13 protein-coding genes are annotated in these 24,437 nt (G+C 40.6%); all 13 read left to right on the plus strand.

Going from position 1 to position 24,437, the window contains the following annotated elements; translation table 11 throughout:
• Positions 1–75: 75 nt before the first annotated feature.
• The gene (locus tag M2448_RS08855; protein ID WP_280645799.1) at positions 76–837 is read left to right on the plus strand and encodes a sugar isomerase domain-containing protein; all 762 of its coding nucleotides are present in this window, start codon (positions 76–78) and stop codon (positions 835–837) included.
• A 9-nt stretch (positions 838–846) separates the two neighbouring features.
• Positions 847–1,620 carry a creatininase family protein gene (locus tag M2448_RS08860; protein ID WP_280645800.1) on the plus strand — a complete coding sequence of 258 codons (774 nt, stop codon included), beginning with the start codon at positions 847–849 and terminating at the stop codon, positions 1,618–1,620.
• Between the two features lie 26 nt (positions 1,621–1,646).
• Entirely contained in the window at positions 1,647–3,929 is a 2,283-nt protein-coding gene (locus tag M2448_RS08865) for a glycoside hydrolase family 20 protein (RefSeq protein ID WP_280645801.1), read from the plus strand.
• 60 nt (positions 3,930–3,989) lie between these two features.
• The gene (locus M2448_RS08870; RefSeq protein ID WP_280645802.1) at positions 3,990–5,795 is read left to right on the plus strand and encodes a glycoside hydrolase family 9 protein; all 1,806 of its coding nucleotides are present in this window, start codon (positions 3,990–3,992) and stop codon (positions 5,793–5,795) included.
• Between the two features lie 65 nt (positions 5,796–5,860).
• Positions 5,861–6,475, plus strand: coding sequence for a polysaccharide deacetylase family protein (locus M2448_RS08875; RefSeq protein ID WP_280645974.1), 615 nt, complete (start codon positions 5,861–5,863; stop codon positions 6,473–6,475).
• A gap of 206 nt (positions 6,476–6,681) precedes the next feature.
• Positions 6,682–7,869, plus strand: a complete 1,188-nt coding sequence (locus M2448_RS08880) for a DUF5009 domain-containing protein (protein ID WP_280645803.1) — start codon at positions 6,682–6,684, stop codon at positions 7,867–7,869.
• Positions 7,870–8,332: 463 nt separating this feature from the next.
• Positions 8,333–10,423 (plus strand): heparin-sulfate lyase HepC, encoded by a 2,091-nt coding sequence (gene hepC / locus M2448_RS08885; RefSeq protein ID WP_280645804.1) that lies wholly within the window; start codon positions 8,333–8,335, stop codon positions 10,421–10,423.
• Between the two features lie 24 nt (positions 10,424–10,447).
• Positions 10,448–12,574: a surface glycan-binding family protein gene (locus M2448_RS08890; RefSeq protein ID WP_280645805.1), complete on the plus strand. Its 2,127-nt coding sequence runs from the start codon at positions 10,448–10,450 to the stop codon at positions 12,572–12,574.
• 12 nt (positions 12,575–12,586) lie between these two features.
• The gene (locus tag M2448_RS08895; protein WP_280697106.1) at positions 12,587–15,733 is read left to right on the plus strand and encodes a TonB-dependent receptor; all 3,147 of its coding nucleotides are present in this window, start codon (positions 12,587–12,589) and stop codon (positions 15,731–15,733) included.
• 16 nt (positions 15,734–15,749) lie between these two features.
• Positions 15,750–17,444, plus strand: coding sequence for a RagB/SusD family nutrient uptake outer membrane protein (locus tag M2448_RS08900; RefSeq protein ID WP_280645807.1), 1,695 nt, complete (start codon positions 15,750–15,752; stop codon positions 17,442–17,444).
• A 54-nt stretch (positions 17,445–17,498) separates the two neighbouring features.
• Entirely contained in the window at positions 17,499–18,758 is a 1,260-nt protein-coding gene (locus M2448_RS08905; RefSeq protein ID WP_280645975.1) for a DUF4995 domain-containing protein, read from the plus strand.
• Between the two features lie 347 nt (positions 18,759–19,105).
• Positions 19,106–20,257: a heparin lyase I family protein gene (locus M2448_RS08910; protein WP_280645808.1), complete on the plus strand. Its 1,152-nt coding sequence runs from the start codon at positions 19,106–19,108 to the stop codon at positions 20,255–20,257.
• 64 nt (positions 20,258–20,321) lie between these two features.
• Positions 20,322–24,374, plus strand: coding sequence for a hybrid sensor histidine kinase/response regulator transcription factor (locus M2448_RS08915; protein ID WP_280645809.1), 4,053 nt, complete (start codon positions 20,322–20,324; stop codon positions 24,372–24,374).
• Positions 24,375–24,437: the final 63 nt, after the last annotated feature.

The following is a 24,437-nucleotide window of genomic DNA, read 5'->3' on the forward strand; positions in this document are numbered from 1 at the left end:
GAACTCACTGCCCATGCAGACTTGAAAATATATTAACATTAAAAATAAGTCAAACTAAATTAATCGAAAAAAATTATGTTAGCATTAGAGTGGTTAAAGAATGCCAGAGGCATTATGGATAAAATTGAGGAAACTCAGATGGATAATATCAAAGCAGCAGCTAAAATAATGGCTGATTGTATAGAAAAAGAAAACTGGGTACATACATTTGGTTGCGGCCATGCCACTATTCCCATCGAAGAAATGTATCCTCGTATTGGTGGATTCGTAGGTTTTCATCCCATAGTAGAGCTTCCTATGACATTCTTTACAGGTATTACAGGACAAATGGGTATCAATCAGTTCCTGTTTTTGGAAAGATGCCAGGGCTATGGTAACGCGATAATGAAACAATACGACTTCGACAAAAACGATTGTATATGGCTGTTCTCTCATACAGGGATAAACAATGTAAACATTGATGTAGCACTGGAAGCGAAAGAACGCGGAATGAAAGTAATTGTTTACGGTTCTGCTGCCGAAGCTAAGGGCAAAACAACCCGCCATCCATCGGGCAAAACATTGTTTGAACTGGCCGACGTTGTTGTCGATTCATGTGTGCCTGTGATAGATGCTTCAGTTGTCCTTAAAAACCATCAGGATAAGATAGGGCCTGTATCTACTTTGGCATTTGTTACATTGGTTTGGATGACAATCACTACAGTAGCCGAAATACTTGCCGATAGGGGTGTAAAACTGTATATACATCCATCTCACAATGTGCCGGGAGATACTACTGCCCATGAGCGTCTGGATACTTGTTTGCTTGAATATAAAAGAAGAGTTTCAAAATTGTAATTAAACATTATGAGTTCAAGAATTAAGAGAAATAGAGGGATAGATTTGTTGCAGGAAAATTATGGTGTAGTAAAAAACAACGCCTACGATTTTGCAATTCTTCCCTGGGGTGCAACCGAACCACATAACAATCATCTGCCATACCTTACTGATTGTTATTTAGCCTATGCAATAGCGGTAGACTCTGTAAATAAAACTCTTGATAAACACGGGATAAGGGGCATGGTATTGCCCCCTATTCCTCTTGGCAGCCAGAACCCCGGACAAACCAATCAACCGTTTTGCCTGCATGGCAGGTATGAAACTCAACGGCTGATAATGCGCGATGTCATAGAGTCGTTGATGAGGCAGGGGCTGAAAAAATTGATCATTATGAATGGGCATGGTGGTAACAACTTTAAGAATATGATTCGTGATTTCGATCTGGATTATCCTGATATGGTTATTGCCTGTTGTGAATGGTTCAAAGTTGTTCCCCAAAAAGAGTATTTCGAATTACCTGACGACCATGCAGGAGAAATGGAAACATCGGTAATGATGTATTATTATCCGCAATTAGTACATTTGGAAACGGCAGGAGATGGCAGAGTTAACCAGTTCAATATCGAAGCCTTCAACAAAGGTCAGGTTTGGATACCAAGACATTGGGAAAAAATAGCGCCCGATACCGGAGCAGGAGACCCGAGAAGGGCTACTGATGAAAAAGGAGAAAAATACGCAGCTGATGTTACGGATATATTAGCCGATTTTTATTCTGACTTTGTGACCAAATCTATTTACTAGTAATATAGCACTAAAAAAAACCGACTATGAGAAGACTTTTATTTTTGTTTATGATACTTGTGACTTCGTTGTCGGCTTGCAATAAGGTTGTTGTCGAAGCCAATTACAATATTATACCCCTGCCTCAGACGATAGAGATGGTTGAGGGCGAGCCTTTTATATTAGATTCTCTGGTAACAGTTACTTACGATACAGGTAATAAGGGTATTGCGAATGTTGCCGGTTTTTTAACCGGATATATCGAACAGGCGGTTGGTCACAGGCTTTCGCACACGTCGGTGCAGGAAAATAGCTTAAAGAAAACGATTTGCCTGAAAATAAATGATGATATACAACATCCTGAAGGGTATAGGCTTGAGGTAGATAGCATAAATATAACCATTGAAGGGGCTGACGAAGCCGGGCTTTTCTATGGAGTGCAAACACTGAGGAAATCTATCCCCGTTGTAAATAAAACAGCAATTGTGGTATTCAGTGCTGTAAAGATAGAAGACTATCCACGTTTCGCATACAGGGGCATGATGCTCGATGTGAGCCGTCATTTTTGGACAGTCGACTTTATTAAGCGGTACATCGATATATTAGCGCTACACAACATTAACAAATTCCATATGCACCTGACCGAAGATCAGGGATGGAGAATAGAAATTAAAAGTTATCCGAAGCTTACGCAAGTAGGCTCGAAGCGAAAAGAAACAATCAAAGGTTTTATAACCGGCGAATACGATAATACACCGCATGGCGGTTTCTACACACAGGAAGAACTAAAAGATATTGTGCAATACGCTGCGCAGCGTTATATAGAAGTAATTCCAGAAGTAGACCTTCCGGGGCATATGTTGGCCGCATTGGCTTCGTATCCGGAATTGGGTTGCACAGGCGGCCCGTATGAGGTGGCAACTAAATGGGGAATACATTCGGATGTGCTTTGTGGCGGAAACGAAAAAACATACGAGTTTCTGGAAAAAGTATTTACTGAGATATTCGAAATATTTCCGTCTCAATATATCCATATAGGAGGTGATGAGTGTCCTAAAACCAGATGGAAAGAATGTCCGAAATGTCAGGCTAAGATTAAGCTGCTGGGCTTGGTGGACGACAAGGATTATACCAAAGAGAGCAAATTGCAAAGCCATATGACACACCGGCTTGAAAAGTTTATTAGTAGTCGTGGACGTAAGTTGGTTGGTTGGGATGAAATCATAGAAGGCGGACTGGCGCCGAATGCTACGGTTATGTCGTGGCGTGGCGAGAAGGGTGCGCAGATCGCTGCCCGGATGGGGCGCGATATTATTATGGCTCCTAATTCGCATTTGTATTTCGATTACTATCAAACCGAAAATACAAAGACAGAACCCCCTGCATTTCCCGAAACTAATACGATGGAGGAGGTATATAATTTCAATCCTATACCAGGCGGTTTGACAGAGGAAGAAGCCAAACATATTATCGGGGTTCAGGCAAATCTGTGGGTGGAACAAATAAAAGAAGAAAGCCATGTGGAATATATGCTATTGCCGCGACTGGCTGCATTGGCCGAAATACAATGGAAAAACGATGTAAATAAAGATTATCCCGATTTTCTGAAAAGGACAGAACGGTTTATCTCATTATATAATAAGCTTGGATATAATTTTTCTGCCGCTGCATTTGAGCCAAGTGCCAGTTTTATAGAAGATACGGAAAAGAAAACATTGAAAATAGAACTGTCGACACCAGACAATGCAGATATCTTTTATACTTTGGACGGATCATTGCCTACCCAGAAAAGTAAACGATATACAGAGCCTGTTCTGTTGGCAGGAAAAGGAGCAATAAAAGCCAGAGCATACCGGAGCAATGAACTGATAGATAATAACCTGTATGTGCAGGATTATACAGTGAATAAAACGACCCTCAGAAATGTTGAATTGCTGACCGATGTGAGCCGTTATTTTCAGCCTCCAGGAGGAAAAGCTGTGTTGACTGACGGAAGGCGCGGCAATGACTGTCATGTATTCAGCTATACTACTGCATGGCTTGGTTTTAGCGGAAAGATGGTTGCTGTAGTAGATCTGGATGAGGAGCAGGAGATTAGTTCCGTTGTTGCCGGAACACTGTTAGTGCCGAACTCGAAAGGTGCAAAATATACAATCTCGGTGTCGAAGGACGGTAAAGAATATACCGAAGTATTTTCGGAGCATAAATTGTTCAATGCTTTGGATGACTTGAACGCTGATGTGAAGAATACAAGAGCCAGATATGTAAAAGTAGAAATTGAGGCAGATAATTATGCTCATGTTCTTGTAGATGAAATTATAATTGAATAAGAGTCTGTCTAAATTTCTAAGGCTTTTTTAATAGGACAATAAATAAAAAACCAAATTACTATGAAGCAAAAAATTATTACACTTTTGTGTGCAGTAATTTCTACGGTGGCGGTTTTCGGACAATCATCGTGGGTTAGAGTAAATCAGTTAGGGTATATTCCCGACAGCAAAAAGGTTGCTGTTTTTATCTCATTAGATGACAAATCCGGTCTGAACTTTGATGTAAAAGACAGCAAGACGGGGAAGATTGTGTTTTCCGGCAAGGGTATAACTGCCAATGCTGAAAGGTGGGGTATGAAGCAGGCTCACAGACTTAATTTTTCCGGTCTCAGCAAAGAGGGTGTTTACTATATAGAATGTAATGGGGTTAAATCCCCTGACTTCAGGGTGAATAGTAATGTGTATGACGGAGCTGCCGATTATGTGTTGAACTATATGCGTCAGCAACGTTGCGGATTCAACCCTTATCTTGATACAGTATGCCATCAGCACGATGGATTCATCGTAGACCATCCTACTTTGGAAGGAACGAAAATAGATGTGAGAGGAGGCTGGCATGATGCTTCTGACTATTTGCAATACCTGACAACTTCGGCTAATACTACTTTTCAGATGCTGTTTGCATGGCAGCAAACCCCTGATAAGTCGGTATTCAAAGATGAATACGGAGCTGATGGAAAAAAAGGGGCAAATGGGATTCCTGATATTTTGGACGAGGTGAAATGGGGGCTTGAATGGATGGTAAGGATGAATCCCGAAGCCGAATTGATGTTCAACCAGATAGCTGACGACCGCGACCATGCAGGATACCGACTGCCAAGTCGTGATTATGTTGATTATGGATGGGGAGCAGGACAGGGACGCCCTGTATTTCCGGTAACGGGTAAACCGCAAGGATTGAAAAAGGATAATATGAACCGTTCGACAGGCGTTTCTTCCAGTGCTGCTAAATATGCTTCGGCATTTGCTCTCGGTGCAGAGATTTTTAAAGATATAGATCCTGATTTCTGCAAAGTGATGGTACAGAAAGGATTGGAGGCTTATGACTATGGAAAAAAATATCCGGGAAATAATCAGACAGCCTGTACGGTATCTCCTTATTTCTACGAAGAAGACAACTGGGTCGATGATATGGAACTGGCTGCTGCTGTCAACTACAACCTCTCGCAAAGTAAAGACTGGCTGAAAGATGCCGATTACTGGGGACAGTTGGAAGAGGTGACCCCGTGGATGGAACTGGGGCGCGCACGTCACTATCAGTTTTATCCTTTTGTAAATCTTGGACACTTTTACCTGGCAAACGGAAAGGACGAGGCAATGAGCAAAAAATATCAGGGCTTTATGAAAATGGGCTTAGATTGCTTATTTAACAGGGCGAAACAAAATGACGACCCGTTCCTGAATGGTGTTCCTTTTATCTGGTGTTCGAACAATCTGGTGACTGCCGCAGCAACACATGCACAATTATATTATCAGGCAAGTGGAGACGAGACATATTTGGAAATGGAAGCGGCACTTCGCGATTGGCTGTTTGGGTGCAATCCGTGGGGAACTTCTATGATATCGGGATTGCCTGCCGACGGCGATTCGCCAATGCACGTACATTCGTCTTATTATACACTGAGGGGCGAAAATACTCCGGGCGGATTGGTTGATGGGCCTATCTATAAATCTATTTTCAGCAATCTGAGGGGTGTTGGTATTGGCGAAAACGATCCTTATGCCCTGTTTAACAATGGTGCAGCTGTGTATCACGACGATTCAGGCGACTATTCGTCAAACGAACCTACGATGGATGGGACGGCAAGCCTGACATTTTATTTGTCGACAATGGAGAAGCTGGGGAAGCTTCAAAAAAAAAAGTAGATGATGAGCTGGATGTTTATGGGGCAACCATAAGAAAAAATAAGGGTAAGAAAGAGATTCGCCTGATATTTTCTGCCGATAAAGCATTTGAAGGAGCACCTCATATCTTACAAGTGTTGGATAAGCATAAAATAAAAGGCTCTTTCTTTGTTACAGGAAATACGCTTAGGAATGAACGGTTCAAGAAAATTGTCGGCGAAATCATTCAACAAGGGCATTACCTTGGCGGGCACTCCGATAATCACCTGCAATATGCATCGTGGGAAAACCGTATGTCGTTGGTATCGGCAGATAGTTTGTTGGTCGATTTAAGAAAAAACTTGGATGAGTTGAATAAATGGGGAATCTCCGACAATAAAGCCATATACTATTTACCTCCCTACGAATATTATAATGCTGAAAATGTAAAAAATATGCAGCGGGGTGGGGTAGAAGTAATCAATTATACGCCGGGAATAAGGACTCCTGCCGATTATACTACTCCTGATATGAAGAATTATAAGAGTTCTCAGGAGTTGATAGACCAGCTTTATCAGTTCGAAAGCGAAAAAGGATTGAATGGGGCTATTATTCTGATTCATCCCGGAACAGTAAATGAACGAACGGATAAATTATATAACAGGTTGGATGAAATAATCGTATATCTGAAAAACAAGGGATATAAGTTCTGTAGCTTTTAAGAAATGATTTATCTATATACGCCCCCTTTTCCCCTTTGGGGTAGGGAAATAGGCAAAGCCACGATAAGAATAAAGTAACAAGATGAAAATATGTAAAAACTGTTACTTTTACATACGCTTCGCTCCTGTGATTGTTAATTGTTACCTTTTTAGATTAATACACTTAATGTGAATTTGTACCGAGTAACTTTAAATATTTTAATACCATGCAGAATTATATACCATTTACACCCAAGAGGGTGCAATCGATAGATGTCTTTAGAGCATTGACGATGGTGATAATGATCTTTGTCAACGATCTGGGTTCGGTAGCCGGCGTACCTCATTGGTTGGAACATGCAGCTATGACAGAAGATTTTCTGGGGTTTTCCGACCTTGTATTTCCTGCATTTCTTGTCGTTATGGGAATGTCCATTCCTCTGGCTATAGAGAGTAAGATACAAAAAGGAGAATCGAAAGCGGATATTTTAGAGAGTATTGCTTCGCGTACATTTGCCCTGATTGTTATGGGACTGGTGTTGTTGAATGCCGGAAGGGGTGTGGCAGAAGATCTGATAATAAACAGGCATGCCTTTATGATACTCTCGCTTGTGGGATTCTTTTTGGTATGGAACTTATACCCCAAGGCTAAAACACCGGGTGCCGGACAAATGCAAAGGATATTGAAAGTCGTTGGTTATATACTGATCTTTACTTTGATATATATTTATAGAGATCCCAAAGGAAATACGTTCCAACAGGGATGGTGGGGTATTCTCGGGCTGATAGGCTGGGCATATGGCATCTGTGCTGTTATTTACCTATATTACAGGAAGTCGGTGAAGGCATTGATTGTAGCTTATCTTTTCTTCCTTGTCCTTACTGCTCTTGGTTCGAGCGACTATCTGGGGCCGTTCAATAGGCTGATACCTGATAATGGTTGTCACCATGCTTTTGCTATGACGGGTGTTTTGACTACATTGTTATTGTTGCACAATAAGTTAGGCCTTCACCTTAGTCAACGTTTAATGATTCTTGCAGCAGCAGGGCTTGTAATGGTTGGACTTGGTTGGTTGTCGAATAACATTTGGATTATATCGAAAATACAGGCTACACCGCCATGGTTGCTATATAGTTCGGGGCTGACACTTTTGTTTTATGTATTTATTTATTGGTTGACCGATATAAAAGGTAAGTCTTCATGGTTCAGTATTATCGGGCCTGCCGGGACAGCAACGCTTACCTGCTATCTCATTCCATATCTTTTATATACAATTATTTATATGACAGGGTTTAGATTCCCCAATTTCTTATCGGTAAGCCCTCTAGGCCTGTTTAAGTGTTTGTTTATCTCCCTTATAACAGTAGGTATAACTGCCTTGATTGGCAGGATGGGGGTTAAGTTGAAGATATAGAGTAGTAAAATAGAGGTATAACAAAAGCGTTAAAAACATTGATTTAACGCTTTTTTTGCTTCATATGCAGATAACTGTTGAAAATCCTTCTCTTATGAATTGTATGTCAATTACAATATGCCGCCCACTTATATAAATCTTAATCTCTGCTATCATGTTGAGCATTAGCGAAGCATCTCTTCTGTCAAAAGAGGTATTTCCTTCCGGTGAGGATGACATAAAGAGACTGGAAATTTCTTTCGATACCCTTCTTTTTATAGGATAATCAGATCCTTTCCAAACCACTTAATACGGTGCTTTTCAATCACCTCAACCGGTATTTTAGATAAAAATGATATTACATTCAATAAAAGTGACATTCAATAAGTAAAATCAATATAAGTCTGGATAATTTTAACTCACACTTGCGAATCCGAAATGTATCTTTGACATTACAATACCTAAAATCTAACTACAGAAAGCTATGAAGTACTCTATTTACATTTTATCCGTTATTTTCTTATTTGTTTTAGGAAGTTGCAATGATGATCCTGATGACACCCTCAACAAGACGAATCAGGGGAGCTCAGCCTCGTCGAAGCAACATGATGCGATCGATACCAAGCTCTTCGATGTTATAGATCTCAACTACCCTGGGCTTGGCAAAGCTAAGGCATTTTATGAATCGGGATTATACTATGATGCCGCACAAGCGATACTCGATTATTATAGGCTGCGGATCAATGTTACCAACCCTAGTATATCACTCATCAATGTTACAGCTACAGAAGATGATAAGCTGAAAGCTAACTATGCAATGGAGGATAACCGCTTCTTTGTAAACAACTTCTATGAAAATGCCGGAGAAAAGAAACCATACTCTTTAAGCAATGAAGGCAAAATCAATTGGGAATTCAAACCGGATGGAGCAAGCGACGAGTATCAGAAACAATTGCACAGACATCAGTGGCTTGTACCACAGGCCAAAGTATATAGGGTGACGAATGACGAGAAATACATTCTTTCGTGGATTAGCATATATAAAGATTGGTTGGAAAGCAATCCTATGCCCGAGTCGGGTACAAATACTACCTCATGGTGGCAGTTGCAAGTGGCTGAGCGGCTTACAGGGCAAACTCAATTGTTTGAGTATTATAAGAATTCTGTAAATTTTACACCTGAATGGTTTTCCGAATTTATGGTTCATTTTGCAGAGCATGCCGATTTTTTAGTGAAGTATCCATATTCGGGAGGCAATATACTTATATCGCAGGCCAATGCTTTAGCCTTTGCGGGGGTTCTTTTCCCCGAATTCAAAAATGCCTCCACATGGGCAACCAAAGGATTTCAGATACTGACAGACGAAGTAGACACACAGTTTCTTGACGATGGAATGCACTTTGAACTCGATCTCAGTTACCATATAAGTGCAATAACCGATTATTATGAAATAATGAAACTTGCCGATGCAAATCGTTCAATAACAAATAACCTGCCTATAATAAATATTAGCGAATCGTTGCATAAAGCCGCCCAAGTGGTAATGCACCTCACATATCCTAATTATTTCGACACGAAGTTAAGCGACTATTGTGTGCCCGGATTTAATGACACAAGGCAGAAATCGTGGACAAGATCTGTACTGCGAAAAAACTATGCCAGATATAATGAAATGTTTCCTGACAATCAGGAGTTGCTGTATATGGGGAGCGTGGGCAAGCAGGGAGAACAACCCGATACAAAACCAAAATCGTTCCCTACATCGGGATACCATGTATTGAGAAACGGATGGAATAAAGCCTCTACAATGCTTGTTCTCAGCAATAATTATGCGGAAGGTGCAATACAGATATGGAGCCACAACCAGCCCGACAATGGAACCTTCGAGCTATATCATAACGGCAGGAATTTCTTCCCCGATACCGGCGTTTACTCTTATTATACCGAAGGAGGAAGCAATAATGACCGGAAATGGTACCGCCAGACAAAGGTGCATAATACGATGACCCTCAACAATGCTAACATTACCAAAGGAACAGGCAAGACCCTTAAAGTTGCAGCCGATGCTACAACGGAAGTTGTTGCTGTAGAAAATCAAGGCTACACCGATCTGAAACACAGACGTTATGTGTTTTTTGTAGATAAAAAATTCTTTGTGCTGATAGATGAAGGGATAGGTACAGCGTCAGGTTCGGTAGACCTCAATTATCACTTGTGCGAAGGCAACGACAATGAAGTAGTTATCGATAGCAATCTCAATGGCGCACATACAGCATTTTCCGATGGTAATAATATGGTTATCCGCACATTTGCAAACAACCAGATATCTACATCTCCTTTCGACGGGAAAGTATCTTACAGTCCGGGAATAGAAGCCGGTCGGAAATCGTTTTGTGTGAATATGTCGAAAGAAGCCGGACAAGCAGCCAGGTATATTACAGTGCTTTATCCTGTAAGCGATGCAGCTACAACACAAATAGACGCAATTTTCAAAAACAGCACTTATCAGGAAAATGGCGTGGCTGCTGAAATTATAATCAATGGTAAAAAATACGATATTAAATGTGATTTATAACATGTTATATTAAATATATATACTATGAACCTAATTATTTCTAAATCTAAACTATTGCACATTTTGTCGATAGCATTATCTTTTGCCTTTTTTGTGGCATGCGATGATACTGAGACTACCGACGAAACAGATTTTGCACTTTACTACACAGGCATGACGGATATAGGTCCTTCCATGACTGGAGTAATCAGTACCCCTTCATATATTGGAGGTAAACCTTCTGGCTTTGAAATATTCAAAGTTACTCTCGACGGTGAATCATATTCAAGCAGCAGCTTTGTAATAAATGAAGACGAAGGTGCTATAACTATCAGCGAGACAGGAGGAATGCCTGTCGGGCTTTATAAGCTTTCGATAAGATGTTATTCGAATGGTAAAATGTATGAATTTACAGATATTATCGAAATCAACATGATGAAACCCGTACCTGATGGCATCACCGTAGAGCCAAATAAGCTGACTGTAGACTATGCCGATGTCATAGATGTAAACAGTACAGTAGAACTACCTACAGCACAGGTAACTACTGACGGCAATCATGTTTCTATCAAAAAATATGAGATCGCGAAGAGTGATTTCTCCAAGTATTTTGCTATATCTTCCAGTGGTGAAATATCCATAGTGAGGGGAGATGCTACTCTGGTACCGGGAATATATATCCTGTCCCTGAAACTTACGACAGGGGCAAATGGTGAAGACGAAGGTATATTCGAAAATGCCATCGAAGTCAATGTCACTTCCCGTCCTTTGGAATTAATCTATACTCCTGCTATCGGAAAGATAGAAGAAGAAACAGCGCTAAGTGGCAAAACCACTTTCACTAGTAATATTCCTACATTCAAAGGGTCATTAGAAGGTTTAACTTACGCAATAAAGAATATAACACCTTCTACAAATAAAATATTAATAAATGCCGAAAACGGAGTGTTGTCGGTGAATGAAAGCCACGGACTTAAAGCCGGTACGAAATATATTATCGACATCAATGTGAAGAATATATATTCGACAGAAGGTATTGATTTCGAAACAGCCTTTGAGCTCGAAGTCGTAGAATTCATCGAACCTATCCAGAACTTTAAGTATGATAATATCGAAGCGGTACAGGCGGTAGCATTCGAACAAAGCTTGTCTTCTGACTTTAAAGGCGATGAAGTACGATTCGAATTTGTTGACCTCCCTACTGCATTGCAAGGAAAAGTATCCCTCGACCATGAAGGTAAAGTTAGTGCACTCAAAGGAAACAGTATTCCATTAGGGAGCTATACCATTAAGGTGAAAGCTACAAATCCGAAGAGTGATCCCGAACAACCTGATATTGCTACATTTACACTAGTAGTAAAAGAAAATCCTAACTATTTCACCTATGTACATTATGGTAACAATCTGGGTTTGACTCCTACCAAAAACTTTGCAAATCAATATCGTATAACAGACAACGTATCGATAACGAGTGACCAACCTGTGTCAGATGCAAAAGTAAGCTTGTCCTACGAACTCACCAATCTTCATCAGACCAGTGGTTCTTCAATAAATTCGGGTACGGGTATCATAACTTTTGCTACCAATAAAAACAGGCAGTGTGGAATTATTATGGTTACAGCAACAGCCGGAAAGGGTACACCTGAAGAGTTCTCTGTTCAGACGCCGGTATTTGTCGATTACTCGATATTAGTTAAAGATGTAAGAATAGAATATAACCCATTTGTATTCCAGGTAAACCCAACCAAGGGAGGACGTTCAGTTGCCCCGTCTGTCACAGGAGTTAGCAACATGGCTAATTTTACAATGGATTATCGCAGAACATTCAATTATTTCAATTTCTTCGGATCCCATGTTAGTGGTGTGCCGGCAGCCGGCAGTTTTGCAGGAAGCGTTTGGGAAACATATTTCGAAATAACAAAAACCAATTTGAATTATGGTTCAAGAAACCCGATGTCATACTATGCCAACTCTACCAATCTGGAAACAACAGCAGCTTATGTTGACCCTAATACCCGTGAGATAGTAGTTAACCCTAACAAATGGGTGCAAGACGGAGAACCTGCTAATGGCGCTATGACCGGACAAATCACATTTGGTACAGATGGAAAAGATCCTCAAAGCGGAAGTCAGGTATTCCCGATTATTTTATGGTTTGACAAGAACTTCTAATAAGCTACAAAAATGACAAATAATACAATGAAAATAACAAATCTTCGTAAGTGGACAATGACCATTCTAGCATTTATCATGTCGGTAGGTCTGTATGCACAACAACTTACAATAAAAGGAAAAATAGTAGACGAAACCGATAGCCCTTTAATAGGGGCTACGGTTTCGGTAGTGGGCAAAACAGTAGGGGTATCAGCCGATACTAATGGAGAATTCTCCATCAAAGCTGCCAGAGGCGAAACATTACAGTTCAGCTATTTGGGCTATGTGAGTCAAAGTCTGAAAATAACCAACCAGAATTCACTGGTAATAAGGATGGAGCCTAAAACCTCTTCGCTCGACGAGGTTGTGGTGGTTGGTTATGGAACGATGAGACGTAGCGACCTTACCGGTTCGGTGGCATCGGTTGGCTCCGAAAACATCGAGGGCTACAAGACTAGTTCGGTGTTGGGAGCACTGGGCGGACAGGTAGCAGGGGTGCAAATCTCTCAGTTTGACGGAACTCCGGGCTCGGGTTTTAATGTCAATATACGTGGAGTCGGCACATTGACCGGCGATGCTTCTCCTCTTTATATTGTCGATGGATTCGAAGTCAGCAGTTTAGACTATCTCGCCAATTCAGATATTGAATCGGTAGAGATACTGAAAGACGCTTCTGCATCGGCCATCTATGGAGCGCGTGCAGCCAATGGGGTTGTGTTGGTCACCACTAAATCGGGCAAGATAGGCCGTCCGGTAGTTACTTACAATGGTTCAGCCAGCTATCGCAACATATACAAGAAACTAGATATGCTTTCCACTTACGAATTTGTTAAGTTACAGGGCGATATCAACACCAAGTATATCGACACTTATTATAAGGAAGGTGTAGATGATGACGGCAATCCTCATATATATCAGTCACTGGACGATTATGTCGGAGTGCAGGGTATAAACTGGCAGGACGAAACATTCCGCTCTACCTGGTCGCAAGATCATAACGTGACAATAAACGGAGGTATTGAAACCACTAAATATAATTTTTCTTTCAACAGATATACCGAAAATGGTATCTTCACAAACAGTGGATTTGATAAAACTTCAGCCAAGTTTAAAATAAACCAGACGCTGACGAAGAATTTAAGATTTGATGCGACAATCAATTATGCTCTTACCAATAGGAAAGGAACCGGTACAACAGCCGATAACGGCCGCTTCAATATGCTTGCACAAATACTTAGCGCACGTCCTACCGGAGGGCTTAAAATAGATGATTATACTTTGCTCACATCAGCTATCGACCCCGTAATGCTCGAGGATGGTACCAGCCTTGCACAGGTAAATCCTATTCTACAGGCACAGAATACAACAAACGACAGGCGTGCCGAACTATGGTCGGCCAATCTGTCCGTTACATGGGATATAGTGAAAGGATTGTCTTTCAGGACTGCCGGAACATATAATACAACAAATACTCGTAATGATGTATTCTATAAACTGAACACAAAGGAAGCATTTCGTAATGGGAAAAAACCTTATGGACAAACCCAGATGGGACGTAATGTAAGATGGACTAATTACAATAATCTGACATGGAAGCAAACCATAAATAAAAAACACAAATACGATGTCATGTTAGGGCAGGAGCTTTCATACAACAGCAACGAATATCTGTTAGGACAAGCTATGGACTTCCCATTTGACAATCTCGGTAACGATAATCTTGGCATAGGTGCTATTCCTAGCCGTGTTACTACCGACTTATACGATAAGAAACTATTATCTTTCTTTGCCCGTGCTAATTATTCTTACGACAATCGGTACCTGTTTACAGGAACTATACGTGCCGATGGTTCTACCGTTTTCTCTAAAAATCACAAATGGGGATATTTTCCATCGTTCTCTGCGGCATGGAGAGTATCGGAAGAGGCGTTCATGAAAGATATCAAGGCTATATCGAACCTTAAATTAAGAGTCGGCTGGGGTGTTGTAGGCAACGACCGTATTTCCAACTATCTGTCGCTAGACCTGTATCAGATTAATAAATATGGGGTTGGGACTACCACTCAGACTGTACTCACTCCTAAACAGTTGAAAAACGAAGATTTGAAATGGGAGGGTTCTTCTACAATCAATGCAGGTATCGACCTGAGCCTATTTAACAATCGCTTGAATATTACATCCGATTTCTTTATCAAAGACACAAAAGACCTTTTGCTGGCACAGTCGCTTGCTCACGTTACAGGCTTTACGTCTCAATACCAGAATATAGGTAAGATAAGAAATAAGGGTATTGAACTAAGCATCAATAGCAGGAATATTGACAATAAGAATTTCGTTTGGTCGACAGCTTTCAATATTTCATTTATGCGCAATGAACTGAGAGCCTTACAGTCGGGAGTCGGTGCTATGTACACACGTTCCGGGTTCGACAGCAACTTCACCGAATATGATTACATGGCTATTGTTGGTTCGTCTTTGGGGCTGATATATGGTTACGAATTCGACGGTGTATATCAATACTCCGATTTCAATACAACACCTGACGGACAACTCGTGTTGAAAGATGGCATTACCAACAATCTTCGTCACACGAATGTAGCTCCGGGTGTAGTCAAATATAAAGATCAGGACGGTGATGGAGTTATTACCACTAAGGACCGTACAGCTATCGGTAATGCTATGCCTAAATGGTATGGAGGTATCACAAATACTTTCGAATATAAAGGTATCGATCTGAGTGTTATGCTGCAATTCAACTATGGCAACGATGTATATAATGCAACCAGATTATATGCTACCCAAACACAAAGCGGACGTACTAATATGCTGGCAGAAGTAGCCGACAGATGGACTCCGACGAATGCATCCAATAAAGTGCCGTCTACTAAGGGTTATGTACAAAATGATGTGTATTCCCGCTATGTAGAAGATGGTTCGTTCTTACGCCTCAAAAATGTTACGCTAGGATATACTTTCCCTACCCAATGGACAAAAAAAGCATTCATATCCCGTCTACGTGCTTATGTATCAGGACAAAACCTGTTCTGCATATCAGGATATAGCGGATACGACCCTGAAGTCAGCACAGCAGGAAATAATCCTATGACTCCCGGACTCGACTGGGGAGCGTATCCTACCAGCAGAGTATTTACTTTCGGTTTAGAGGTTCAATTTTAATAAAATGAAGAGTAAAATGAAAAAGATAATATATTATATATTGATTCCGGCAATGTTGATGCTTAGTGCTGCATGCTCAGATTTTCTGGATGAGGAATCGAAGACTGAAATAGACAAAAATAAGTACATGAACAACGCCTCCGAAGCCGAAATAGTATTATTAGGTGTTTACCGAGGCATGGTGCCTGATGGTGTGTATGGATATTACCTGTCTATCTTGTTCAATCTGGGTACCGACATAGCACAGGTAGAAGGAAGCAGTAATGAACGTTTCCGCATTATCCCTACAAATTCGTTTTCGGCCAATCAGGCAGAGGTACAAAGCACATGGTCTGCTCTTTACAATGGTATATACAACGCTAACGACTTCTTGGAAGGAGTAGAGGCGAAAAAAGGGGGTTACGATGAAGACGATCAGGCATTAGCTCAGATATACATTGCTGAAGCCAGAGCCTTACGCGCATTGTATTATTTCGAACTTGTACGCAGGTTTGGGAACATAGCCCTGATGACCAATACGGCAATGTCATTCCAGCATCCGTCTACATTTGTACAAGAAGACCCGGTGAAGGTGTACGAATTCATTGAACAGGATTTATTATTTGCCAGCGAAAACCTCCCGTATGCTGTAGACAAATCTATAAGAAATAATAACAGTTATCGTTTTTCCAAAGGCTCAGCCCTTGGATTATTAGCCAAAGTATATGCTACTTGGGCGGGATATCCTATCAAAGATGAATCTAAATGGGAAAAAGCCGCCAAAACAGCAGAAATATTGATCACATCCGGTAAGCACAAACTACTTAATGATTATGAACAATTGTGGAAAAATGCAGGATCGGGAGAATGGGATGCAGATGAAAGTCTGATAGAGGTATCATTTTATTCGCCAACAGCAGCAGCAGGGTCGTCAGATCCGATAGGGCGTATAGGTAAATGGAACGGAGTGAAAACAACTATGGTTGAAGGAGTCAGGGGAAGCTGCGCCGGAAACGTAAAGGTAGTACATACTTTCGTTCTCGACTGGAGAGAATATCAGGAAGACTTACGGCGCGATATTTCTATTGCTAATTACCAGTACAACGACGATAAGAAGCTCTATGCACAAGGGGCAAGCGATACGCCTGAACAAGCAGAGATAAGTGATGCCGATCCTACAAAAAAGCAAAAAGAGAAGCAAAACTATACTCCGGCTAAGTGGGATATTGAGAAATATGGCTCTCAAAGCAATAAACTGATTAATAATGATAAGTCGAATGTAAACTGGTATGTTCTCCGCTATTCGGATGTGCTGTTACTATACGCAGAAGCTGTGAACGAATGGAAGAAAGGACCTACTGCCGAAGCATATGATGCTATAAACATGGTTCGCCGTCGCGGATATGGGTTGCCTGTAGATGTTGCCAGCAGTGTTTCCGATTTGCCGGATGGACTGGATGAAAGCGGATTCTGCGAAGCTGTACGTAAGGAACGTGCATTCGAACTGGCATTTGAAGGACATAGAAGACTCGACCTGATACGCTGGGGCATCTATTACGAAACAGTGAAAGCTACGGCTCTACGTCTGGGCGAGTGGTGGACAGGAGGCACTGCTCCTAACTATGTTGTAGCAACACCGGGATATACTACAAAGGGTAAGCACGAGCTGTTCCCTATTCCTCAGCGTGATATGGATATAATGAGCCAATTCAAACAGAATCCTCTCTGGTAGTATTATTAATGATAAAAATATAGAAAGATGATTTATTCGAAATTAAACCTGACTATGTGTATCTGCCTGCTGGCTGTGATGATTTCATGCAGTAATAAGCCAAAAGATGATTGTAGTTGGTTGAAAAACAGCATAGACATATCCATTGCACAGCTGGAAATGACATCCGTAGAAATAGCAGATTCGGCAAAAATGCCTCGTTCAATATGGATGGGGTACGACTCGGCTTTCCTTTGCAGGCAAATGGAGAAAGACTTTACCATATTTAAAGACTCGTTACGTGTCAACCCGAGTAATGACAAGTTGGGAAAACGCAGGCTTACCTCTGTTTATGATTGGACAAGCGGATTCTTTCCCGGGAGCTTGTGGTATGCATACCATATAACAGGTAACGACCATATGAAAGGACAGGCTTCTAAATTTACCAATCTGCTCTATCCGGTCAGCTTTTATACAGATACACACGATCTTGGGTTCATGATTAATTGCAGCTATGGAAATGCCGAGCTATTCTCGCCAAATGATACAATCGAGGCGGTCATTGTAAGAACTGCCGACAATCTGGTTTCGCGGTTTGACCCGACAATAGGTGCAATCCGTTCATGGGATTTCGGCACATGGAATTTCCCTGTCATCATTGATAATATGATGAATCTCGACCTCCTTTTCAATGCATCTAAACTAACCGGTGATAACAAATACAAAGAAGTGGCAATCGCTCATGCAAATAAGACTATCGCCCACCATTTCCGTCCCGATTATTCGTCTTACCATGTGATTAGCTATAATGGCGACGGCACTGTCGAGCGTAAGCAAACACATCAGGGTAAGAATGATGAATCACGATGGTCTCGCGGACAAGCTTGGGCAGTCTATGGTTATGTCTCTTGCTACAGGGAAACCAAAGATACTACATATCTCAAGCAGGCTGTTAACATTGCTGATTACATTATGAAAAGCGTTAAGACTGCCGACCTCATCCCGTTGTGGGACTATGATGCTCCCGATGCAGAAGAAACGCCTCGCGATGCTTCGGCAGCATCTATTACCGCGGCAGCATTCATCGAGCTGAGCACAATGGTAGAAGATGGCAGCAAATATTTCGACTATGCAGAGAAAATACTCCGAAATCTGTCTGGCGAAACATATCTGTCTGCTGTTGGCACCAATCAAGGGTTTATCTTGAAACACTCTACAGGCTCGCTTCCTAACGGTTCGGAAATAGACGTCCCTCTCAATTATGCGGACTATTACTTCCTCGAAGGGCTTAGCAGGTATATGGATATTAAGAATGTCAAGTATAAAGACTTGTAAGTAATATGTAGGGGTGGATTTATGTGGTTCACCCCGAAAAATTTAAATTACAAATCGTATATGTCAGGAATCTTTAAGAGTCTGTTTAAATTTTATTCATTCAGATTTTTAGAGCCATTTTGGGAATAATTTATTCTTTTTTGAGGTGATAATAGCGGGCTATTTAAGCCGATAAAAGGGATAAATTAAACCAAAAGAGCCTAAAAATGAATGAAAAAGAATCTGTAGTAAATATTTTGGTAAAATTTAAACAGACTCTAATACAATTTCGGTATATACGATTTTGCTATTATAAAAAAGAAGATTATCAGTATCTTTATTCTTAAATTAAATACCGGAATATTACTATGCACAAAATATTAACATTCATTGCTTTAGCTTTCTTATTCCAACAGGTGCAAGCTCAGGACAGCAACTTAAAACCAATTACCGAAAGGGTAAACGTACAGGTTGATACAGCCCGCATTAGTCAGATCATCGATGACGAGTGGGTAGCTGTGGGAACAAAGAAGAAACACGCCATTTGCTACGATCATTCTCTGCTATTCGATGGTAAACCATCCTTTCGCTTTGAACTGAAAGAAGATGATAATACCTTATCGGGGTATAGTGCCGGCGAAACGAAAGGAAGAGCCGAACTGTCTTACTGCTATGCCACATCGAAAGATTTTGCAGGCTTGCCATCCGAAACATACCTGAATGCGCAGAAGATGAAAACCGTATATCATTATGGAAAAGGAATCAGCAAACAAGGAAGTTCCCGGAAATATACATTCTCTGTCTATATTCCCTCAACACTGCGTAGCGATGTTACAACCATTTTTGCTCAGTGGCATGGCATGCCCGACCGGACACTTGTTTCCACTCCCGAGGGAATTGTAAAGAAACTTACCGATGCAGAATTTGCCGATTTGTATGACCGCATGATATTCAAGAAGAACATTGCACATGATAAGATAAAAGTAACTGACAAAAAAGGAAATATAACCTACAAGGCAGGAAAAGCGAATGGCTGGCTAGTAGAGCAGGGCGGCTATCCCCCTTTGGCTTTTGGCTTTGCAAAAGGTTATTTTTACATCAAAGCCAATTCTGACAGGAAATGGTTAACCGACAAAGCAGACCGTTGTAATGCCGATGTGGAAAAAGTAGGTATAATGCAGTCCGTTACATCCGATTACAAAGCATCTACAATAGCGTACAAATCTTCTTTCGATGAGTTTCCGAAAGACTGCTGGATTACTTTTACTATCGATGTGAAATGGACAGAATATGGAGGAGAATCGGAAGAAATAATGAAACCAGGTAAACTGGATGTAAAAATGTCGTATGGCAAAGGCAACAAGCCGATATCTAAACATATAGTAAAGAATGAAACAATACTGATAGGGCGGAACGATGACGATGGTTATTACTTCAAGTTCGGGATATACCGCGTGGGCAACAGTACCACCCCTGTATGCTACAATCTGGCAGGATATAGCGAAGAAGAATTAAAATAGTATAAAGTACTGCTTTTTCGTTGCTATTGCTTATTTTTATATTGAAAGTAAATATGTGACCACTATGATAAAAAAGTACCTGTATATTTTTCTTGTATTATGGGTTTATCTATTAACTCCTATATTTGCCAATAAAAGGATTCCATCTATAAAATTCTCTTCATTGTCTATAGAGAATGGCTTATCGCAAAGTACAGTTTTCGATATCATTCAGGATAATAAGGGTTTCTTGTGGGTAGCAACTGCCGACGGGCTAAATAAGTACGATGGTTATACATTTACTGTATACAGGCACGAAGGTAATAATAAAAGCTCAATTCAATCCGACCTTATCCGAAGCCTGTTCCTCGACAATAAAAGACAACTGTGGGTAGGTACAAATGCAGGAATTGCCTTATATGACAACAAAAAAGACTTGTTTCACAGCTATCCCTATAACGCTCAGGTAAACAGTATAATACAAGTATCCGATTCCTGTTTGTATCTGGCTACTTCTGAAGGGTTTTTGTCTTTCAATACCGAACAAAATACCTACCGTACTTTGTCTGCCAAAGGAGAATTGTGCGATAATTTTCAAACATTGACGAAATACAATGATTTGCTGCTCATCGGTACCAATAACGGTATGTATATGATGAGCCTGAAAGATGAAAGCATAGTCCCTTTCAAAGATGAACTGTCTGGTAAAAATATAATGGATATCTGTATAGCACGAAAAGGAATCTGGGTTGCCACCGAAGGTCATGGGCTCTATTACATAACCGAAGATGGTAAAATCAAAGATTACAGGCACAATAAGAATGATGATAAGAGTATTTCATCCGATTTTGTCAGAAGCCTTTGCTTGGACGATCAGCAACGGATGTGGATAGGAACATTTACGGGACTTAATATTTACGATGAAGCAGACGACTCTTTCAGCCGTTATTATAGCAACGAAGTAGAGAGAAAATCAATCAACCAGAATTCTGTTCGTTCATTGTATCTCGACAATCAGGGTGCTATGTGGCTGGGTACTTTCTATGGAGGCTTAAATTATTATCACCCGTTGCAGAACCAATTTGACAGGATTAATCATATTCCCTATATCAACTCATTGAGCGACAATGTTGTCAGTTGCATTGTAGAAGATAATCTTTCAGAACTGTGGATTGGGACTAACGATAACGGATTGAATCTGTACAACCAGAATACGAAGCGATTTACATATTATACGGCTAATCCCAACGGTGGGAATGCCATATTGTCCAATAATATAAAAGCCGTTTTAGTGGACGGAAATTATGTATATATAGGTTCTCATGGAGGAGGTTTGGGCAGGTTAAATAAAAAGACAAACAGTATAAAAAACTATACAGATCGGAATAGCGACTTAGGTAACGACAATATATATTCTTTTTCCAAAGATTCGCATGGCAATATCTGGGTGGGAACATTAAATGGTCCTGTTATCTATAATCCTGAGAAAGATTCGTTCACTCCATTTTCATCCTTCGTGTCGGAAGGCTCAAAAGCGAATCAGTACCTAAGCAAGATAAAAAAGAAGCATATATACGTGCTTTTCCTTGATAGCCGGCAGCAAATGTGGATTGGAACCGAAAGTGGAGTCTATACTTATTCTTTTCTTACCAAAGAAATAGAAGAATACGTGCTAGGGGCAGAAGATCATATGTTGGCTAAAAGCCGGATCTATTGTATATTTGAAGACAGGCAGAATAAAATATGGATAGGGACAAATGTTGGGCTGTGCTCATTCAACGAAACCCAGAAAACCTTCAAAACCATAACTACGGCAGATGGATTGCCCAACAACAATATATATGGTATTCTGCAAGACAGTTTCGATCGCCTCTGGATTAGTACCAACCGCGGACTGGCTTGCTACAACCCCAAAAATGAGGAGATAAGAACGTATTCACTTTTGGATGGACTTCAGGGCGAACAATTTAACAGCTATGCATATTGTAAAACGTCTTCAGGTCAAATGTTTTTTGGGGGAATCAATGGTATCACATCTTTCTTCCCTGAGCAACTGACCGACAACCCGTTTACTCCTTCCGCCATGATTACCCAATTATTATTGTTCAACAGAGCTGTCATTCCCGGCGATAATACAGGAATATTATCGGAAGACATAAGTGAAACTAAAAGTATAACATTGAAACCGGGGCAAACATCAATCGGGCTATTATTTACTGTGCCCAATTTTTTATCAGCACAGCATAATACGTTTGCATACAAACTCGAAGGCTTTGAGAACGATTGGAATTACACTGAAGACAAGCGAACCATATCCTATTCCAACCTCAAACATGGTAAATACACTTTTTATGTAAAAGCGGCCAACAGTGATGGGAAATGGAACGAAGAACCTACTGTTCTCTCGATAAAGATCCTGCCTTATTGGTGGGAAACAGTATGGGCCCGGATATTATTCATCGCAATAACATTTACACTGCTGTTTCTGTTATTCAAATTCTTATACAATCGTCAGCGGCTTAAAAATCAACTTGCACTTGAGCGTCTGGAGAAGGAGAAAATGGACGAAGTAAACCAGATGAAGTTGCGCTTCTTTATCAATATCTCACACGAATTTCGCACTCCTCTTACTCTGATAGTATCCCCTTTACAGGAAATACAGAGCATGACCAATGATAAGCGAATACTCAACCAAGCTAAAATAATAGAGCGTAATTCTAATAAGCTACTGTATCTTATAAATCAACTGATGGATTACCGGCGTGCCGAATTAGGGGTATTCGAACTGAAAGTTGTAGAGCAAAACCCATTGCCGCAGATAGAAAATACAATGAGCTTGTTTGAACGCTTGTCGAAGCAAAAAGATATAGACTTTATTCTGGAGGATGAACTGAATAATAAAATGGTGATTTACGACCCTCACTATCTCGACTTAATTTTGTCTAATCTTTTATCCAATGCATTTAAGTTCACTCCCGAACATGGGTCTATCATTATCAGTCTGAAATTTGTTGAAGGTAATTTTGTTATATCAGTCAAAGATTCAGGTATAGGAATATCGTCAGAATATAAGGAACGCATATTCGAAAGATTCTATCAGATAAATTCCGATAACATTGGCACAGGTATAGGGCTTTCATTGGTAAAACGCCTTGTAGACCTGCATCACGGACAGATTACGGTTCAGAGTGAACCGAAAAAAAGTTCAGAGTTTACTGTTTTCCTGCCTCAACGAAAAGAAGTATATACCGAACAGGAACTTGCTGACATCAATAATGAAGGAATCTCACATAGGATCACAGCTCATGACGAAGTCGATGTTGTTCGTCTGCTGAAAGAGAATGGGCATAGTGATGATCCGGTAGAGGATATAGGCGAAAATAAGCCTTTCCTACTGATTATAGAAGATGACATGGATGTAAGGAGCTATCTCGCAGACAATCTTCGCCAATCGGCAAACGTACTGACAGCGCCGGATGGAGAGGAAGGATTAAGCCTAGTGAAAGAAAAAAAGATAGATTTAGTTATCACCGATATCATGTTGCCGGGCATAGATGGATTGAAAGTATGTAAAACTATTAAACAGAATATACGCACCAGCCATATCCCGGTTATTATGCTTACAGCTAAAACCAATCAGCAAGACCAGATGGAAGGCCTGTCGGTAGGTGCCGACGACTATGTGTATAAGCCATTCAATGTTTCTATATTGAAAATGAAAGTACATAATATGCTCAAGGCCCGTATGCGCACGCTCGAACATTATTCTAACACGCTTGATGTTGATCCGCAAAAAGTTACTTTCAATGAGATGGACAAAGAATTTCTGGAAAAAGCCAAATCCATCGTAGAGCAGAATCTCGATAATATTGATTTTTCCATCGACGATTTTTGCAGCGAGATGGCGATGAGCCGCTCCAACCTCCATCTTAAGATGAAAGCGATAACAGGCGAGTCGACCATCGAGTTTATAAAGAAGATAAGGTTCAGCCATGCTTCTAACCTACTCAAAGACGGACGGTATTCGATAGCCGAAATCAGCACGATGGTAGGCTTCAACACACCTTCATATTTTACTACCAGTTTCAAAAAATATTTCGGGATATTACCTACCGAATATGTAAAAAAGAATGGATGAGTAGACAATTTTAATCTTTTTCGAAATAAAATTGATATTCGCTGACGCTATATTTCAATATTG

Origin of the sequence: Dysgonomonas sp. PF1-14, assembly GCF_029892965.1 — a bacterium.
In the GTDB taxonomy this organism is placed as follows: Bacteria; Bacteroidota; Bacteroidia; order Bacteroidales; family Dysgonomonadaceae; genus Dysgonomonas.

Excerpts from the sequence above, each read along its gene's own strand:
- M2448_RS08855 (WP_280645799.1), top strand. The coding sequence starts at position 76 with ATGTTAGCATTAGAGTGGTTAAAGAATGCCAGAGGCATTATGGATAAA.
- M2448_RS08860 (WP_280645800.1), top strand. The coding sequence starts at position 847 with ATGAGTTCAAGAATTAAGAGAAATAGAGGGATAGATTTGTTGCAGGAA.
- M2448_RS08865 (WP_280645801.1), top strand. The coding sequence starts at position 1,647 with ATGAGAAGACTTTTATTTTTGTTTATGATACTTGTGACTTCGTTGTCG.
- M2448_RS08870 (WP_280645802.1), top strand. The coding sequence starts at position 3,990 with ATGAAGCAAAAAATTATTACACTTTTGTGTGCAGTAATTTCTACGGTG.
- M2448_RS08880 (WP_280645803.1), top strand. The coding sequence starts at position 6,682 with ATGCAGAATTATATACCATTTACACCCAAGAGGGTGCAATCGATAGAT.
- hepC (WP_280645804.1), top strand. The coding sequence starts at position 8,333 with ATGAAGTACTCTATTTACATTTTATCCGTTATTTTCTTATTTGTTTTA.
- M2448_RS08890 (WP_280645805.1), top strand. The coding sequence starts at position 10,448 with ATGAACCTAATTATTTCTAAATCTAAACTATTGCACATTTTGTCGATA.
- M2448_RS08895 (WP_280697106.1), top strand. The coding sequence starts at position 12,587 with ATGACAAATAATACAATGAAAATAACAAATCTTCGTAAGTGGACAATG.
- M2448_RS08900 (WP_280645807.1), top strand. The coding sequence starts at position 15,750 with ATGAAAAAGATAATATATTATATATTGATTCCGGCAATGTTGATGCTT.
- M2448_RS08905 (WP_280645975.1), top strand. The coding sequence starts at position 17,499 with ATGTGTATCTGCCTGCTGGCTGTGATGATTTCATGCAGTAATAAGCCA.
- M2448_RS08910 (WP_280645808.1), top strand. The coding sequence starts at position 19,106 with ATGCACAAAATATTAACATTCATTGCTTTAGCTTTCTTATTCCAACAG.
- M2448_RS08915 (WP_280645809.1), top strand. The coding sequence starts at position 20,322 with ATGATAAAAAAGTACCTGTATATTTTTCTTGTATTATGGGTTTATCTA.